Here is a 16,091-nt window from a genome sequence, read left to right on the forward strand (position 1 = left end):
CTTTCGCGCCGCGACATATTCTCCTCTTCATTTCGCTTATTTTTGCGACCGCTTACCCGCCGGGCAAGACCGGCCACGCCGCGGGCAGTTTCAGTCCAGGCGCTGGCCAAGCTATTGCCCACGAACGACATGGCGCTAGGAGTGCGCTCGAATTCCTCCGTGGCGCTGTGCACGGGGTATCGCCGCGTGGCATCTGTCTCCGCAGAGCGGGAAGATCCACGACGATTGTCAGTTCTGGTTCGGCTGGTCGCAGACATGACCATTACCTTACAGCTAACACCGGATCGTTTTCACATTAGTCACACGCGTGTCATTGTTTAACAGGCATGCTGTCGTGACCGTCCAGAACTGAGAACGTCATCTTAAAGACTGTTGCGCTTGATGCCCGATTCGTCGCCGTCGATGGAGACGCGTACCTCGTCACGGCCATAGAGCCACAACACCAGTTCACCGACGCTTCCGCGAACAGTCACAACCGGAGCACCTTTAGCACTGTTGTCGATTAAGGTCACCGCAACTCCGTCGTCGCGCATTAGCACCACGGTCGAGGTCGAACCGCGCAACATCATACGGCCGGCAGTAGTGACCAGACGCCACAGGTCCGAAACTCCGGAGGGTGGCAGCTGACGAACGGTCCAGCCTTCCTGGGCACGACGGACATCCTCGTGGTGGACGAAGTTCTCCGCAGTGTTGACGTAGCGGTCTGCCCAGTTCATTGGATTCCATCGCGGAGCACCACTGCCCCACTTCCCCACCACTTCGACGTAGGGCATTCGATTGACCTCAGCGGTAACAGCATCGAGGCGGTCCAAAAGCGCCTTGACGAACATTCCGCCAGCGGCATCCAGACGGTTTTCGCGAATGTACAGGTGGTTAGCAAGATCCCGGGTCGTCCACCCCTCGCATAAGGTCGGCGCGTCGGGGCCGACGCTGAGCAGTAGGTTAGCTAGGTCTTCACGTTCCCGTTCTGCAAAAGTCATAGCTCCAGCCTAAACCAGGCACGGAGAAGCCCGCATCCACACGGTTTTAGGTGGATGCGGGCTCTTACGCTAAAAGACACTCTAGAGACTTAGATGCTTTCGCGCGACTCCTTGATTTCCTCATCGGTAACCTCTTCGGCTGCCTCAGAGGACATCGGCACGATGGTCGGAACAATCATCGGGCTGCGACGCCACTTCTGGTTAATGACACGCTCGGTGCGACGACGAACTTCCTGAGCCATACGGTACGGGTTGTTCTCGCCACTGCCAGCCAGATCAAAGAGAGTATCGTCAACGACCTGCTCGACGGTTTCGAGCACCTCCTTGGCGTCGTCCGAGTAACCGCGAGCCTGAGCCCGTGGCTTCTCCAACGGGCGACCAGTGCGGTTATCGATGACGGCTGTGACGGTGATAAGACCACCTTCACGCATTTCAGCACGGTCTGCCAGCACGTCAGCGTCGACATCACCCATTGTGACGCCATCGACGTAGAGGTTACCGACCGGAACCTGGCCCACTACACGAGCGCGGCCGTCAACGAGGTCGACAACCACACCGTTCTGAGCCAGGACTACATTTTCTGGCTTCACGCCAGTGGACACAGCCAGCTCCTTGTTGGCACGGATGTGGCGCCACTCACCGTGAATCGGCATGACGTTCGACGGACGCGCTGCGTTGTAGAGGAATAGCAGCTCGCCGGCAAAGCCGTGACCGGAGGTGTGAACCTTCGCATCCTTGCCGGTGATAACCGTGGCACCAATTTGGGCCAGCATGTTGATAACGCCGAAGACTGCCTCTTCGTTACCCGGTACCAGCGAAGAACTGAGGATAATCAGGTCGCCATCACGGACGGTGATCTGACGGTGCTCACGGCGGGCCATGCGAGACAGCGCAGCCATTGGCTCACCCTGCGTACCGGTAGTCACCAGCACGACCTTGTGGGGCGCCATGCGAGCGGCCTCGTTCATTTCCACAATGGTATTTTCCGGTGCAGTCAGCAGCCCCAATTCCTGCGCGATGCGCATGTTGCGAATCATTGAGCGACCGTTGAAGGCGACCTTGCGGCCAGCCTTAACAGCTGCGTCGATGACCGCCTGCACGCGATAGACATTCGAAGCGAAGGCCGCGACGATAACGCGCTGCTTGGCATCCATAATCAGGCGGCGCAGAGTTGGAGCCAACTCCGCCTCGGATCCCGAGAAACCCGGAATCGTAGCGTTGGTGGACTCGCACAAGAAGAGGTCGATTCCCTCATCACCGTAGCGGCTCAACGCCGGCAGGTCAGTCGGCTTTCCATCCGGCGGGGTCTGGTCCATCTTCACGTCACCGGTGTGGACGACCATGCCGGCTCCCGTCTTAATGACGATGCCAAGGCACTCCGGAATCGAGTGGTTGACATTGAAGAAACGCAAATCGAACGGACCACGCTGAATATGGCTGGTGTCGTTGACCTCGATGACCTTCGGGCGCTGACGATGCTCCTGTGTCTTGGCCTGAATCAGTGCCAAGGTAAAGCGAGAAGCAATAATCGGGATGTCCGCGCGCTGCTTGAGCAACCAAGGGATAGCACCGATGTGGTCCTCGTGACCGTGGGTAACCACGAGAGCTTCCACGCGATCCCACTTGTCTTCCATGTAGGAGAAGTCAGGCAGAATCAAGTCAACACCCGGCTCATCCGAGCTCGGGAACAGCACGCCGCAGTCGACGATAATCAGGCGGTTCTTGTACTCCAACACGGTCATATTGCGACCGATTTCGGAAATACCGCCCAGTGCAACCACGCGCAGGCCGTCCTTGGGGGCCTTCGGCGGCGAGGGAAGACGCTGAGTCAAGTCTGCACCCTGCATCGACTGCACTACGTTACGACGGTTGCCACCACGTCCGCCACGGCCACCCCGCGAATTATTTCCGCGGTTACCTCCACGGCCACCGCGACCGCCGCGGGAACCGCGGTGGGAAGAATTCGACGAACCTTGGGACTTCTTAGCGTTACCGGAGTTCTTACGCTCACCGGAACGCTGCGAGGACTTCGAGCCGTTGGAATTAGCTCCACCCTTGTCGGAGCCCTTGGATGCAGAGTTATTGGACTGCTCTGCTGCAGCCACGTCGGACTCGGAAGGCGGACCAGCCTTACGAGTTACCTTGCGGGCGCGATTGCGTCCTTCAGCCACTACAGAACACCTGCCTTCCGCATAGCTTCCTCAAGCACCTCAAGCTGCTGGTCATTTGCTGCAATTTGCGGCAAGCGCGGATCTCCTATCTCAATGCCCTGCAGACGCAGAGCGGACTTAGCAAAACTTACACCGCCAAGTGCAGCCTGAGCGGCAAACAGCGGAGTCATCTTCGCGTGGGCAGCCTGCGCACCAGCAAGGTCTCCCTTGTCAAAACAAGAGCGCACCTCAGCCAGCAGCTGCGGGGCTGCATGTCCAATAACGGAAATGAACCCGGTGGCGCCAATCGACAGCCACGGAAGGTTCAGCACATCGTCACCGGAGTACCACGCCAAATCAGTATTAGCGATAATGCCAGCGGCAGCTCCCAAGTCCCCCTTGGCGTCCTTAACAGCCTGGATTCTCGGGTGCTCCGCCAACCGGTAAATGGTATCAACTTCAATCGGAATAACCGAACGCGGCGGAATGTCATACAGGCACACCGGCGCCTCGGTTGCGTCAGCCACTGCCGTAAAGTGACGGTACAGCCCCTCCTGAGACGGCTTGGAGTAATACGGCGTGACGACGAGCAGCGCATCCGCGCCCGCCTCCACAGAAGCCTTCGCCAGCTCGATGGACTCAGCTGTGTCATTGGTGCCGGCACCGGCCACGAGCTTGACCTTGTCGCCCATCTCTGCGCGGACAGCACGGAGAAGCTCGAGCTTTTCCTCAACCGTCGTAGTAGGCGACTCGCCGGTGGTACCGGCCAGAATGAGTGCATCGCAGCCACCGTCTACAAGATGACCAGCGAGCTGCACACCCGCCTTGACATCGAGGTTTCCGTCCTTATCAAAAGGGGTCACCATAGCTACGGCGACGGTGCCGAAAATGTCAGCACCGCGAGTTGACGCAATTCCTGTGCTCATTGTTGACTACCTTTTCTTAATAATTTCAATCGACTATATCTTCACACTGTACGTGCGATTACCCCTCGAAGGCGTAAGGACTCGACGCGACGACCGACCCATCCTTCAGAGTGTTAATCTCAAAATCCCCAAAAGCAACAGGAGCGCAGCGCTGCAGCTCCCGCAGGCAAGCCACTGCCAACTCCCGAATTTCGGCGTCGGCATGCTCGGTCGCACGCATCGAAATGAAGTGGCGCCAAGATCGGAAATTACCAGTAACCACGATTCGAGTTTCGGTGGCATTGGGCAAAACCGCTCGAGCTGCCTGGCGTGCCTGCTTTCGCCGCAAGATAGCGTTGGGCTCGTCGGCCCACTTCTCTTCCAGTGCGTCTAATAACTCACCATAGGCGAAACGGGACTGATCAACCGCGCTTTCGAAAACTCGCAACAGATCCGGGTCCTCCCCAATTGCGGGAGGAACAACAACATTGTTGGAACTGGCCGGCACAAACCGCTGCGACAACTGCGAAAAGGAAAAGTGACGGTGCCGTGTGAGTTCATGTGCACACGAGCGCGACAACCCACGAACATAGATGCTTGCGTTAGCGTGTTCAAAAAGTGAGGTGTGGCCTACCTCGAGCACATGCCGCAGATATCCCCTATTCGTCGCCGTTCGTGGATTGGGCTTGTCCCACGTTTCATAACAAGCCCGGCCGGAGAACTCAATCAATGCCTCCCCACCATCGGCATCGGTATCAAAGTCGATGTCCTCTGGCGGGAAGAAGTTGGTCGCGGCGATAAGCTGCGCCTTGAGAGTGACGTTTTCAGACATTTTCAGTTAACTCCCGGCCATTAAAGTCCCAGGAACGGCTCCAGTCCCACAGTCAGTCCCGGAAAATCCTCAATCTTGCGCACACCCAGCAGAACGCCCGGTACGAAGCTGGTGCGCGAGTAGGAGTCCTGCTTAATGGTGAGTGACTGCCCTTCGGCACCGAAGATAACGGTCTCGTGAGCCACTGAACCGGTCATACGGACTGCGTGCACCGGAATGCCCTCGACCTCAGCACCGCGAGCACCATCCAGAGTCTGCTCAGTGGCGTCCGGCTGCTCCCCCATGCCGGCTTCTTTGCGAGCACGAGCAATAGCCTCAGCAGTGTGGATAGCGGTGCCTGAGGGGGCATCCTTCTTAAAAGGGTGGTGCATTTCGATAACTTCAGCGGAATCGAAGTACGGAGCAGCAAGCTCTGCCATCTTCATGGTCAATACTGCGGAGATCGCGAAGTTCGGCGCAATAAGGACATTGGCATCACCGTCGGCGTCGTCAAGCCAGCGCTGCACCTGATCGAGGCGCTCCTTGGTAAAGCCCGTAGTACCCACGACGGCGTTGATGCCATTTTTAATGCAGAACTCAAGATTGCCCATCACAGAGTCGGGCTGGGTAAAATCGACGATGGTCTGGACACCAGCGGTGACGAGTTCATTCAGGTCATCGCCAGAATCAAGCCCCGCTGCCAGCTCCAAATCGTCGGCGGCTTCAACTGCCTCGCAGATGGTGGACCCTACCTTGCCCTTGGCGCCGAGTACGCCGACCTTGAAATTGCTCACAGCTCTCTTGTCCTTTCCCAACGGGTTTATCTTTATCTCTTACCTTAGAATGTGTTGGGCAACTTGTGTGTCAATGCCCCGTCCGCTTCGCCAATTTATCGGCTAGTGGCGGAGAATTCTTGCGCTAACCCGCAATATCCTTGTATATCCTTTAATCCACAAAACGCTATTTAGAAAGAGACTTCTCTTGGTTTCTGAATCTCACGATTCCGAATTCAGCCCAAGCTCGGAAGCACCACAGGCCACAGCGCCAACTAACGCTTACATGGCCATCTACGTGCTACTAGCTGCGGCTTTTATGGCAATCCTGAACGAAACGGTCATGAGCGTCGCGATTCCGGTCGTCAAAGCTGACCTCGGCATCAGTGCAGCCACTGCCGGTTGGCTGACCACATCATTTCTGCTGACCATGGCCGTCATCATTCCGATGACGGGCTTTCTCATTTCAACTGTCCCGATTCGCACTCTATTTGCAGTTTGCCAGGGTCTCTTTGTCGCGGGTACCGCCATCGGAGTTTTCGCTCCGAACTTCGCGGTTGTACTACTAGCCCGCATCGTGCAGGCATCCGGTACCGCAGTGCTTCTACCACTATTAATGACCACCGTCCTCAATGTCGTGCCCGAGAATGAACGCGGTCGAATGATGGGACGCATGAGCGTGGTCATCGCCGTGGCTCCCGCTATTGGCCCGACTATCTCGGGATTGATTCTGCAGATTGCGAATAACAATTGGCACGCGCTGTTCGACACCATGCTGCCATTGGGCCTCATCGTCTTGGTCATCGGCGTCATTCTCGTGCCGAAAATCGAAGAGAACTCCCAGAAACACGTCGATGTCCTCTCGGTGTTCCTCAGCGCTGGCGCATTTGGCCCGCTGGTCTATGCACTGAGCCGTGTGGGGGCGGAATTTTCGCTTATCGACGGAATCCTGGGTGCGGTCGGAATCGTGCTATTGGTTCTCTTCGTACTGCGTCAACGTCGCCTCGCACCAATGGAACGTGCTCTCCTGGACCTGCGCACTTTCCGTACAAAGAGCTTCAGACTGTCGACAATTATCCTGTCAGTCGGCTTCATGCTGATGTTTGGCGTCATTATTATCCTGCCGCTCTACCTGAACCAGCGCGGTGTCGATGTCAAGACTATTGGCTTAATTGTCATGCCAGGCCCACTGATTATGGGCCTTATGGGCCCAGCTATCGGTCGGCTCTTTGATAAATACGGTCCCCGGCCCCTGGCGATTCCAGGCGCTATCTTGCTCTCGCTCGGTCTGTTCGGTCTCGGCTTTATCTCTGCATCCACACCGCTGGGGTGGATTGTCACTTGCCACATCGTCTTCGAAATTGGCCTTGGCCTGCTGTTTACGCCGTTGTTCACCTTCGGCTTAGGCGATCTTCCTCGTTCCCTGTACCCAGATGGTTCTGCAATCATGAACACGCTGCAGCAAGTCGCCGGCGCGGTGGGTACAGCACTATTCGTTGCAATGTCGGCAATTGTTACCTCTGGACTGGCCGGTACGGGAGTCACCAAGCCAAGTAGCGACGATGTTATCCGAGGCTACGGAACCTCCATGTTCATTTCGGCAGCACTTGGAGTAATCCTGGTTTTCCTGACCGCAATGCTAAAGCGCAACCGAGTGAAGACCCAGTTGCGCTCCGACTAACAGTTGCTCAGCTAGCTAATGCGAGTGGCACCACGTGACGGGGTGGCAACGAGAAATTCGGGCTCCGGCATTCCGCAGTCACGGAATGCCGAAGAAATGGCCTTCGCGGCATCGGCCACCTTATCCTTAGCAATCAGGGCAATGGCGCTACCGCCAAAACCACCACCAGTCATACGTGCGCCGATGGCCCCCTGCTCCAACGATTTGTCGACGGCAAGATCAAGCTCAGGGCACGAAACCTCGTAGTCATCTCGCAACGACAGGTGGCTAGCAATCATCAGCGTGCCGAATGCCTCAAAATCGCCGGCCTGCAACTTTTCGATGGCCGTTGTAGTACGACTAATCTCAGTGATGACATGGCGTACACGGCGAGAGACCACATCCAGCCAATCCTGTTCAGAGTAGTCGTCCGGAATATGCCCCTTCGCCCATGCCTGCGCTTGGCCGACCGCATCATCAATCTGACGCAAATTGGCCACTCGGAGTCCTTCGGTTACGGCATCGATAATGCCTCGTCGTGAAGCATATTGACCATCTGCCAGGCTGTGCCGAACATTTGTATTAATGACCAGAATCTCCAGGTCCTGTCCGGAAAATGCTGCCTGAACCTGACGGTCCGAATCGTCCTCGAAGTCGATTGCCAAGGCGTGGTCGGCAGCACCTTTCATGGCAATGCGCTGGTCCAGCCCCCCAGTAGAAGCCCCGACCACCTCATTTTCAGCGCGAATAGCAGCGTCGATAATTCCGTTAACCTCAGCTTCACTTGGAGCATGGCCCACAACCAGCTCAAAGGCCGCCAAACCGACCGCGCATTCGAGAGCTGCCGAGCTGGATAGACCGGAACCAATCGGAACATCGGAGGTAATGGCGATATCGAAACCGGGCATGTCCTCTGGCAGCAGGCCGGAGGCCTGCATCGCCCAGATAGTGCCCACGGCGTACCCTGCCCAATTGCTTGGGCTATGTGGCCCGACCTCGGAGAGCTCAATTGTGAATGGCTCAGTGTCGTTGCCCAGATCAGAGATTACGCGCAGCTGCTTGTCCGCCCGCGGACGCACTGCGGCAAAGGTGTTCTGGCTCAGTGCGAAAGGTAGGCAAATGCCGGCAGCGTAATCGACGTGTTCGCCGATGAGATTCACACGACCTGGCGCAGCAAAAATACCTTCTGGCTGTTCACCATACGAATGCTCGAAGAGATCTGTTACATCGGCAATTGCATCGGTTTCACTACGGCTATTCATCCATAGCGGCTCACCGACCTCACGAAACCTATTTGCGATAGCCTCCGGAGTCGTATCAGAAATCCATGCTCCCTGGCCAGACTCAGAACCAGCCAGGAACTTCATGCGACCTGCCGATCGCATCATGGAGTACAGCTGCAGATGGAAGCGACCGAATTCATGGTCTTCTCCGATCGGTGCCTGATTCCACGCGGCAATGTATGGAGTCTTATCGATACCCGGGAAGAAACGATCAATACGACGCAGCAAATCCAGGTACATCACGGCCAGCTCGTCCTTTTCAGCATCGGTGAGTTCATCAAAGCCTCCGACCGCGCGATTGGCCATCAGCATGACTTCAACCGGCCACTTAGCAGCTGCCGGCACAAATGCGGTAAAGAACTTTCCGCGATTGATAATGCGCTTGCCCGATTTCTGCTCTGCGGCGAGTACGTCATCGAAGAGATCACGGCCAGTAGCCTCTCGGTGCGCCTTTGCTCGGGAAACAATTGCTGCTGCACGCGGTGGTAAATACGGGTACGAGTAGATTTGCCCGTGTGGATGCTGCAGCGTGACGCCAATCTCTTTCCCCCGATTCTCAAATGGAAAGACCAAGCGCACGCCATCGATTTCACTCAGTTCCGCAGTCCGGTGTGCCCATGCTTCTATAACTGTGCGGGCTCGGTTGAACGACAGGTTCCTAAAAGAATCAGTGACCTGAGGAGTAAAACAGACCACTTCACATCGCGCCAGCGCAGGGCGCCGATGAAAGATGTCTGCACCGTCGACGGTGCTGGCGAAATCCTCCGGTACATCCATGTGCATGGAAAGCGAAGGAAAGCGATTTTCAAAGACCACTACGTCGTAATCGCTGGCGGGTACCTCAGTCGGCAGCTCGCCAGGGCGAGTCGGAGCCAACGGATTCTCATTCGCTGGGGGCATGAAGGTACGGTTCATGCGGTGTGCTGCATAGCAGTACCAATCCCCCGTCAACGGATCCTGGCGCAGCTCAGACTCTGTAATTGCCTTTGGCAGTTCGCGCTCATCATTTAGCTTGCGCGTCTTCTTGCCAGAAACGTAATCGGGTTCATCATCGAAATAGAGCAACTCGCGACCGTCGGCAAGCGATGTCCGCGTTACCCGAAAAGCGTGGGCACCTGAAGTTTCGAAAGTCATTCTGCCTGGTCAGCCTCCTCAACTACCGTCGGACAAATTTTCGTCCAGACGAAGAAAATCACGGCAACAACAATCAGCGCAATACCTGCGTAGAGATTGTAGAGAGGTTGTTTGGCCTCATTAGTTTCGGGATTGACACCAGCGTCTAGAAATAAGTACGCCAACATCAGGATTAGTCCGTAGAGCCCGAGAAGAGCGCCGATGACGTTGCGGATGTCAAAGGCTCCCGCCTTTTTGTTTTGTGTTTTCTGTGTACTCGACATGACTTATCAGTGACTCCTATGCGAATACGACGTTGAGGACGATAACCAGTGCCAAGCACAACATGCCCAGTGGAACGGTGCGCTGCAATAGTGGAAGCTTGGCTTCGGCGGCATCGGTGAGGTTGGCCTTTGGAGTGACAGACTTGACGAAGCCCACCAACTCCTCGTCAGGCTTCGGTGTAGTAAACAGGGAGACGACGACGGCGACGAAGACGTCGACGACGAAAGCAATAGACGCTGCGACGAATGCCGTGCCTTGACCCGGCAGATCGAAAATAGTCGCGCTTGCCGACGTGAATTCGCAAATGTACCAGTACAGAATTGCCGAGCCTGTACCTGCGATTAGGGAAGACCAACCTGCGGCGGGCGTCATCCGCTTCCAGAACATACCGATGAGGAAGGTTGCAAACAGTGGTGCGTTGAAGAAACCGAACAGAGTTTGCAGGTAGTCCATCACGTTGCCGAAATTATCGGCAATCAAAGCGGTGAAGACAGCGATGATAGTCGCGCCAACAGTGGCAATACGGCCGACCGTGAGGTAATAGTCGTCATCTCGATTTTTAATGACGTAGGTTTGCCAGATGTCGTAGCTAAACACCGTGTTAAAGGCGGAGATATTAGCTGCCATACCAGCCATGAACGCTGCGAGTAGGCCGGCGATTGCAATACCGAGCAAGCCGTTCGGCAGCAGATCGCGCATGAGGTACAGAATCGCATCGTTCGGCTTAGCGGTCTCATTCATAATCGGAGTGACGGTAGCGCCTGCAATCATGCCCGGAATAACCACGATGAATGGCACAAACATCTTCGGAAATGCGCCAATGATTGGGGTCTTACGAGCGGACGACAGCGAATCAGCAGCCATAGAGCGCTGAACCTCGACGAAGTTAGTCGTCCAGTAGCCGAAGGAGAGCACGAAGCCCAGGCCGAAGACCAAGCCGATAACGGAGATTACTGGGTTATCAAAACCGGAGATATCCGTTCCGGGCCAGGTATGCATATGAGATGCAGCAACACTGGCCTTCAGCCCATTCCAACCGCCGACATTGTGAAGACCAATCAGTGTCAGTGGCAGAAGCGATGCGACGATGACGAAGAACTGCAACACTTCGTTGTAAATTGCAGCCGAGAGGCCGCCCAGAGTGATGTACGACAGGACGATGACGGCTGCGACAATAAGGGTCACCCACAGCGGCCAGCCGAGGAGCGAATTGACTACCTTGGCCAGTAGGAGCAGGTTAATACCGGCGATTAGCAGCTGGGCGATGGCAAATGACAAAGCATTGACCAGATGTGCTCCCGGTCCAAAGCGGCGCAGCATGAACTCCGGTACGGATCGAACTTTGGAGCCGTAGTAGAAAGGCATCATCACAATGCCCAGGAACACCATGGCCGGAATAGCACCAATCCAGAAGTAGTGCATGGTTTGGAAACCGTATTGCACACCGTTGGCGGACATACCGACGATTTCGACGGCACCGAGGTTGGCTGAGATGAACGCCAACCCTGTCACCCAAGCCGGCAGTGAGCGCCCCGAGAGGAAAAAGTCAATGGAGCTGGACACTTTGGCTCGTGCGGCCCAGCCAATGCCGAGGACGAATAAAAAGTACAGTGCAACGATGGAGTAATCCACCCATGTCGCGTCGAGTCTTAAGGCTGATTGCGCCACTATCACGACGGCCTCCTTGCGGTTAGGCGGTTGAATCTTTTTCACAAAATGCACGAATAGGGATTTCCCGTATTTCGGCACCTAGAATCTGGCGCACACCTAACAATGGCCGTGAAAGTGGCTAGACCTACCGCAAACTATAGGGGCAAATCGCCACTACCCGCACAAAAGGAAGACCTATTCTTTTACATTCGTCACCCAGTGTATTTTTCTTTCTTAATTCAAGGTGAATTAATTAAGAAGGCGTTAACCCAATTGAGGGGGATACAGTCCTCTAAGCTGGGAAAAACTATTTCTCACCGGTTAGCGCACGTAGACCCATCGCCAGAGTTTTTGTCTCTCCTGGCTGAAGCCGCAGCAAACCGATACCGGAGCGCAACGCATCCGGCGGGCATGTCATTGGTTCCACCGCAATCGCACTTCCATGCCCAGGAAACCCCTCTCGACGCCCCGGGTCGGCAATGTAGACCTGGAAGAACCGAAATTCATCATCGGCCCAGAGCGCTGCACCCTTGCCACTTGGTCCAACCAAGTGCGCTTCACGACGGCGCGGTGAGTCACCCTCCGCTGTCTCCTCGGCAGCAAAGAAGCAGTGATCCAGCCACAGTCCATCCAGGGATACTCCCTCTCGAAGGCTGGGAACCACTGTCTCCGCTGGCACCGCGGGGCCGGCGGGCAAGTTTCGAATTGGCTCCAGTGGCAGATTCTTATCCACAGGCAACCGCAATGCGCAACTGCCGAAATCAGCGCCGAAAGCGCTTAAATAGGGATGCCAGCCCAGACCAAATGGGCACTCCCTATCGCTGCGATTATGCACTGTGCACTCTGCCGATAGGCCATCTGCAGCCGAGACCTGCCAGCGCACGGTCATATCGAATTCCCAAGGCCAACCCGGCTGCGGCTCGACTTCCACCCGCAACGTGACACTACTGTCATCAACATCCACCACGGACCAAATGCGGTCGGCAACAAAACCGTGAATAGCATTGGCCCGCGACGGCTCCGAAATATCTAGCCGATGGACTTCCCCATCGAAGATAAATACTCCATCAGCGACCCTGTTGGGCCATGGAGCCAGGAGCGTGCCCGCGGACAGCGGTGGATTGAATCCCTTGGGATAGTCCGTCAGCATTGGAAAACCACGGTACTCCAGTGATCTCGGGCCGCCACCGAACTGAGAAATGCTCGCAACATAGTCACCGGCAGCGATGTCGATGAAATCATGATCGTGCGCGAAAAGTTGCATGCGCAAGTCACCTTCCACGTGGGTTCGAAAAATAGTCCCTTCCGGCCCGAGATTAGTCCAAAAACAAAAGCGCGGTTAGGCCTTACTTGGCCTAACCGCGCCGTCACTAATCGCGTTGGCGGAGGCTACATACAGCACATCCGCCGTCGTAAAGCGCTAGTTTTCCTCAACCGGAACCAGCGAAATCTTGCCGCGGTTGTCGATATCAGCGATTTCGACCTGAATCTTGTCGCCGACGTTGATGACATCCTCGACCTTCTCGATGCGCTTGTCGCCACCGAGCTTGGAGATGTGAATCAGACCGTCACGGCCCGGAGTCAAGGAGACGAAAGCACCGAAAGCGACAGTCTTCACGACAGTACCCAGGTAGCGCTCGCCGACCTTCGGCAGCTGCGGGTTAGCAATCGCATTAATCTGCTCGATTGCAGCGTCCGCGGCCTTACCGGAAGTTGCCGAGACAAATACGGTGCCGTCGTCTTCGATGGAGATATCAGCACCAGTTTCCTCGGTGATGCCGTTGATGGTCTTGCCCTTCGGACCGATGAGCTCACCGATCTTGGACGCCGGAACCTTAACGGTGGTGATTTTCGGAGCGAGACCGCTCATCTCGTCCGGAGACTCGATGACCTCAGCCATGGTGGACAGGATGGCCAGACGTGCATCACGAGCCTGGGACAGAGCATCGGCCAGAACCTTCGACGGAATACCGTCGAGCTTGGTGTCCAGCTGCAGTGCGGTAATGAAGTCCGCAGTACCAGCGACCTTGAAGTCCATGTCACCGAATGCGTCTTCGGCACCGAGAATATCGGTCAGTGCGACGAAGCGGTTCTCACCGTCAACCTCGCCGGAAACCAGTCCCATGGCGATACCGGCAACCGGGGCCTTCAGAGGCACACCGGCGTTGTACAGCGACAGGGTCGAAGCACAGACCGAGCCCATGGAGGTCGAACCATTGGATCCGAGAGCCTCGGAGACCTGGCGAATGGTGTACGGGAACTCCTCGCGGGACGGCACTACCGGCAGCAGGGCGCGCTCCGCCAGTGCCCCGTGACCAATCTCGCGGCGCTTCGGAGAGCCAACACGACCGGTCTCGCCGGTGGAGTACGGCGGGAAGTTGTAGTGGTGGATGTAGCGCTTGGAGGTAACCGGAGTCAGCGAGTCAATCTGCTGTTCCATCTTCAACATGTCCAAGGTGGTGACACCCAGAATCTGGGTCTCGCCGCGCTCAAACAGCGAAGAGCCGTGGGCACGCGGAACCAGGCCGACCTCAACGCCCAGGTCACGAATGTCCGTGACACCGCGACCATCGATGCGGAAGCCCTCAGTCAGAATCTTCTCACGGACAATCTGCTTCATCACTGCGTTGTAGGCAGCGCGAATCTGCTTAGATGCAGCCTGCTCGTCGACATCATCGGAGACGAAGCGCTCCAGCAGCTGCCCCTCGATGTCCTCCATGTACTCGTTGGTGGCGTCATCTCGTTCCTGCTTGCCGGCAATGGTGAGCAGTTTAGCCAGCTTCTTAGCCGACTTCTTCTCAACCGCAGCAAAAACCTCATCGCTGTATGCCGGGAACAGCGGGAACTCCTGAGTGTCCTTCGCTGCGCGCTCAGCCAGACCCTTCTGTGCCTCACACAGAACCTTGATGTGCGGCTTTGCAGCCTCGAGGCCAGCGGCGACGATGTCCTCAGTCGGTGCCGGTGCACCGTCAGCAATACGCTTGACGACGGTCTCCCCTGCTCCGGCCTCCACCATCATAATGGCGACATCTTCGACGTTCTTGCCGCGACGCTTACGGGTGACGATACGGCCAGCGACGACCATCTCGAACAGAGCCTGCTCGTGCTGCTCCTCGGTCGGGAAAGCGACCCATGCACCCTCCGGGTGCTTGTCATCAGCAACAAGCGCGATGCGGACGCCACCGACAGCGCCGGAAACCGGCAGCCCCGAAAGCTGAGTTGCAGCTGACGCACCGTTGATTGCGACAACGTCGTAACGGTCCNTCGGATCCCAGGACATGACGGTGACGACAACCTGTACCTCGTTGCGCAGGCCCTTGACGAAGGTCGGGCGCAGCGGACGGTCAATCAGACGACATGCCAGGATGGCGTCGGTGGACGGGCGGCCTTCACGTCGGAAGAAGGAGCCCGGAATCTTGCCCGCAGCGTACATACGCTCTTCAACGTCGACCGTCAGCGGGAAGAAGTCAAAGCCCTCGCGGGGCTGGTTTGAAGCGGTGACGGTGGACAGGAGCATGGTCTCCTCGTCCAAGTAGGTAGTCACCGAACCATCGGCCTGACGAGCCAGCTGGCCCGTTTCAAAGCGAATGGTGCGGGTGCCGAAATCACCATTGTCGATGGTGGCAACGGCCTCGGTAATACCGAAATCCTCATCAAAGAAAAATTCAACAGCCTTGCTGTTGGCCATAGGTTTCTTACTCCTAGAAATAGCGGCGATCATCGATGTCGCCTGTAAAAAATCGAATGAACTTCGTTTGCGTCACGCATTCTACCAGCTAACGCGGAAAGTTCTCGTATTGGACGGATCGGAGATCTCTCACTGCCATCTGGGTTTTTGCACCTACGCGGGGTTCTAGGAGTTTGCGGAGCGGGGGGGCACTTATCGATGACTTCTCTTCACTCATCGATGGATTACCGTGTCTTGTCGACGAATTACCGTGTCTTATCGATGGTGCTCCGGCACTTATGCGCACGCTGTCGATCAGCCCCCTCCACATGTCGATGAGGTATTCACTTGTGGCCACGCTACAGCGCATCGATGAGTGAATACCACAACGACAAGTGACCAAAAAGACCCGCCGTGAGCTTCCATTCAATGGAAACCCAAACGGCGGGTCTAAAAGCTTAAAGCCTTGAATTAACAGAGCAACTTACACCAATGAAGCTCTGACAAACAGAATCATAAGGGAAATCTTAGCGACGCAGGCCGAGGCGCTCAATCAGCTTACGGTAGCGCTCCACGTCGTTGTCCTGCAGGTACTGCAGCAGACCCTTGCGGCGACCGACCAGCAGCAGCAGACCACGGCGGGAGTGGTGATCGTGCTTGTGGAACTTCAGGTGCTCGGTCAGCTGACGAATACGAGCAGTCAGCAGTGCAACCTGAGCCTCCGGGGAACCGGTGTCGGTCTCGTGCAGGCCGAACTCCTTGAGGATCTCTGCCTTCTCAGTAGTGTTCAAAGCCATGGAAATCTAACTCCTTG

Annotated in this window: 12 protein-coding genes; 1 reads left to right on the forward strand and 11 read right to left on the reverse strand. The window is 56.3% G+C overall.

The annotated features are described in order from the left end of the window. Nucleotides 1-362 precede the first annotated feature (362 nt). The 5 genes from CORAM0001_RS00360 to dapB form a co-directional block, all read right to left on the reverse strand. Nucleotides 363-980, reverse strand: coding sequence for a TIGR03085 family metal-binding protein (locus CORAM0001_RS00360; RefSeq protein WP_005509648.1), 618 nt, complete (start codon nt 978-980; stop codon nt 363-365). An 89-nt stretch (nt 981-1,069) separates the two neighbouring features. Then, nucleotides 1,070-3,151, reverse strand: coding sequence for a ribonuclease J (locus CORAM0001_RS00365; RefSeq protein ID WP_005509425.1), 2,082 nt, complete (start codon nt 3,149-3,151; stop codon nt 1,070-1,072). Beyond that, nucleotides 3,151-4,056 (reverse strand): 4-hydroxy-tetrahydrodipicolinate synthase, encoded by a 906-nt coding sequence (dapA, locus tag CORAM0001_RS00370; protein WP_005509580.1) that lies wholly within the window; start codon nt 4,054-4,056, stop codon nt 3,151-3,153. The genes CORAM0001_RS00365 and dapA overlap by 1 nt, the downstream gene beginning before the upstream one ends. A 58-nt stretch (nt 4,057-4,114) precedes the next feature. Further along, on the reverse strand, nt 4,115-4,867 hold the full coding sequence (gene thyX, locus CORAM0001_RS00375; RefSeq protein ID WP_005509646.1) for an FAD-dependent thymidylate synthase: 753 nt from the start codon (nt 4,865-4,867) through the stop codon (nt 4,115-4,117). A gap of 20 nt (nt 4,868-4,887) precedes the next feature. After that, nucleotides 4,888-5,640: a 4-hydroxy-tetrahydrodipicolinate reductase gene (gene dapB / locus CORAM0001_RS00380; RefSeq protein ID WP_005509516.1), complete on the reverse strand. Its 753-nt coding sequence runs from the start codon at nt 5,638-5,640 to the stop codon at nt 4,888-4,890. A gap of 187 nt (nt 5,641-5,827) precedes the next feature. On the opposite strand from dapB, the gene CORAM0001_RS00385 reads away from it, so the two are divergent. Continuing rightward, entirely contained in the window at nt 5,828-7,300 is a 1,473-nt protein-coding gene (locus CORAM0001_RS00385; protein ID WP_005509500.1) for an MDR family MFS transporter, read from the forward strand. A gap of 11 nt (nt 7,301-7,311) precedes the next feature. On the opposite strand, the gene galK is transcribed toward CORAM0001_RS00385, so the two are convergent. From galK to rpsO, 6 genes are all read right to left on the reverse strand, one after another. After that, nucleotides 7,312-9,696 (reverse strand): galactokinase, encoded by a 2,385-nt coding sequence (galK, locus tag CORAM0001_RS11640; protein WP_005509617.1) that lies wholly within the window; start codon nt 9,694-9,696, stop codon nt 7,312-7,314. Continuing rightward, nucleotides 9,693-9,959 carry a hypothetical protein gene (locus tag CORAM0001_RS00395; protein WP_005509719.1) on the reverse strand — a complete coding sequence of 89 codons (267 nt, stop codon included), beginning with the start codon at nt 9,957-9,959 and terminating at the stop codon, nt 9,693-9,695. Before CORAM0001_RS00395 ends, galK begins: the two co-directional genes overlap by 4 nt. 16 nt (nt 9,960-9,975) lie before the next feature. Beyond that, on the reverse strand, nt 9,976-11,634 hold the full coding sequence (locus CORAM0001_RS00400) for a sodium:solute symporter family protein (RefSeq protein WP_005509398.1): 1,659 nt from the start codon (nt 11,632-11,634) through the stop codon (nt 9,976-9,978). A gap of 283 nt (nt 11,635-11,917) precedes the next feature. Next, complete coding sequence (locus CORAM0001_RS00405) at nt 11,918-12,874, reverse strand: aldose 1-epimerase family protein (RefSeq protein ID WP_005509522.1); 957 nt, start codon at nt 12,872-12,874, stop codon at nt 11,918-11,920. Between the two features lie 156 nt (nt 12,875-13,030). Further along, nucleotides 13,031-15,298 (reverse strand): polyribonucleotide nucleotidyltransferase, encoded by a 2,268-nt coding sequence (locus tag CORAM0001_RS00410; protein ID WP_040360670.1) that lies wholly within the window; start codon nt 15,296-15,298, stop codon nt 13,031-13,033. 506 nt (nt 15,299-15,804) lie between these two features. Beyond that, entirely contained in the window at nt 15,805-16,074 is a 270-nt protein-coding gene (rpsO, locus tag CORAM0001_RS00415; protein WP_005509554.1) for a 30S ribosomal protein S15, read from the reverse strand. Between the last annotated feature and the right edge of the window lie 17 nt (nt 16,075-16,091).

Source organism: Corynebacterium amycolatum SK46 (assembly GCF_000173655.1).
Taxonomy (GTDB): Bacteria; Actinomycetota; Actinomycetes; order Mycobacteriales; family Mycobacteriaceae; genus Corynebacterium; species Corynebacterium amycolatum_A.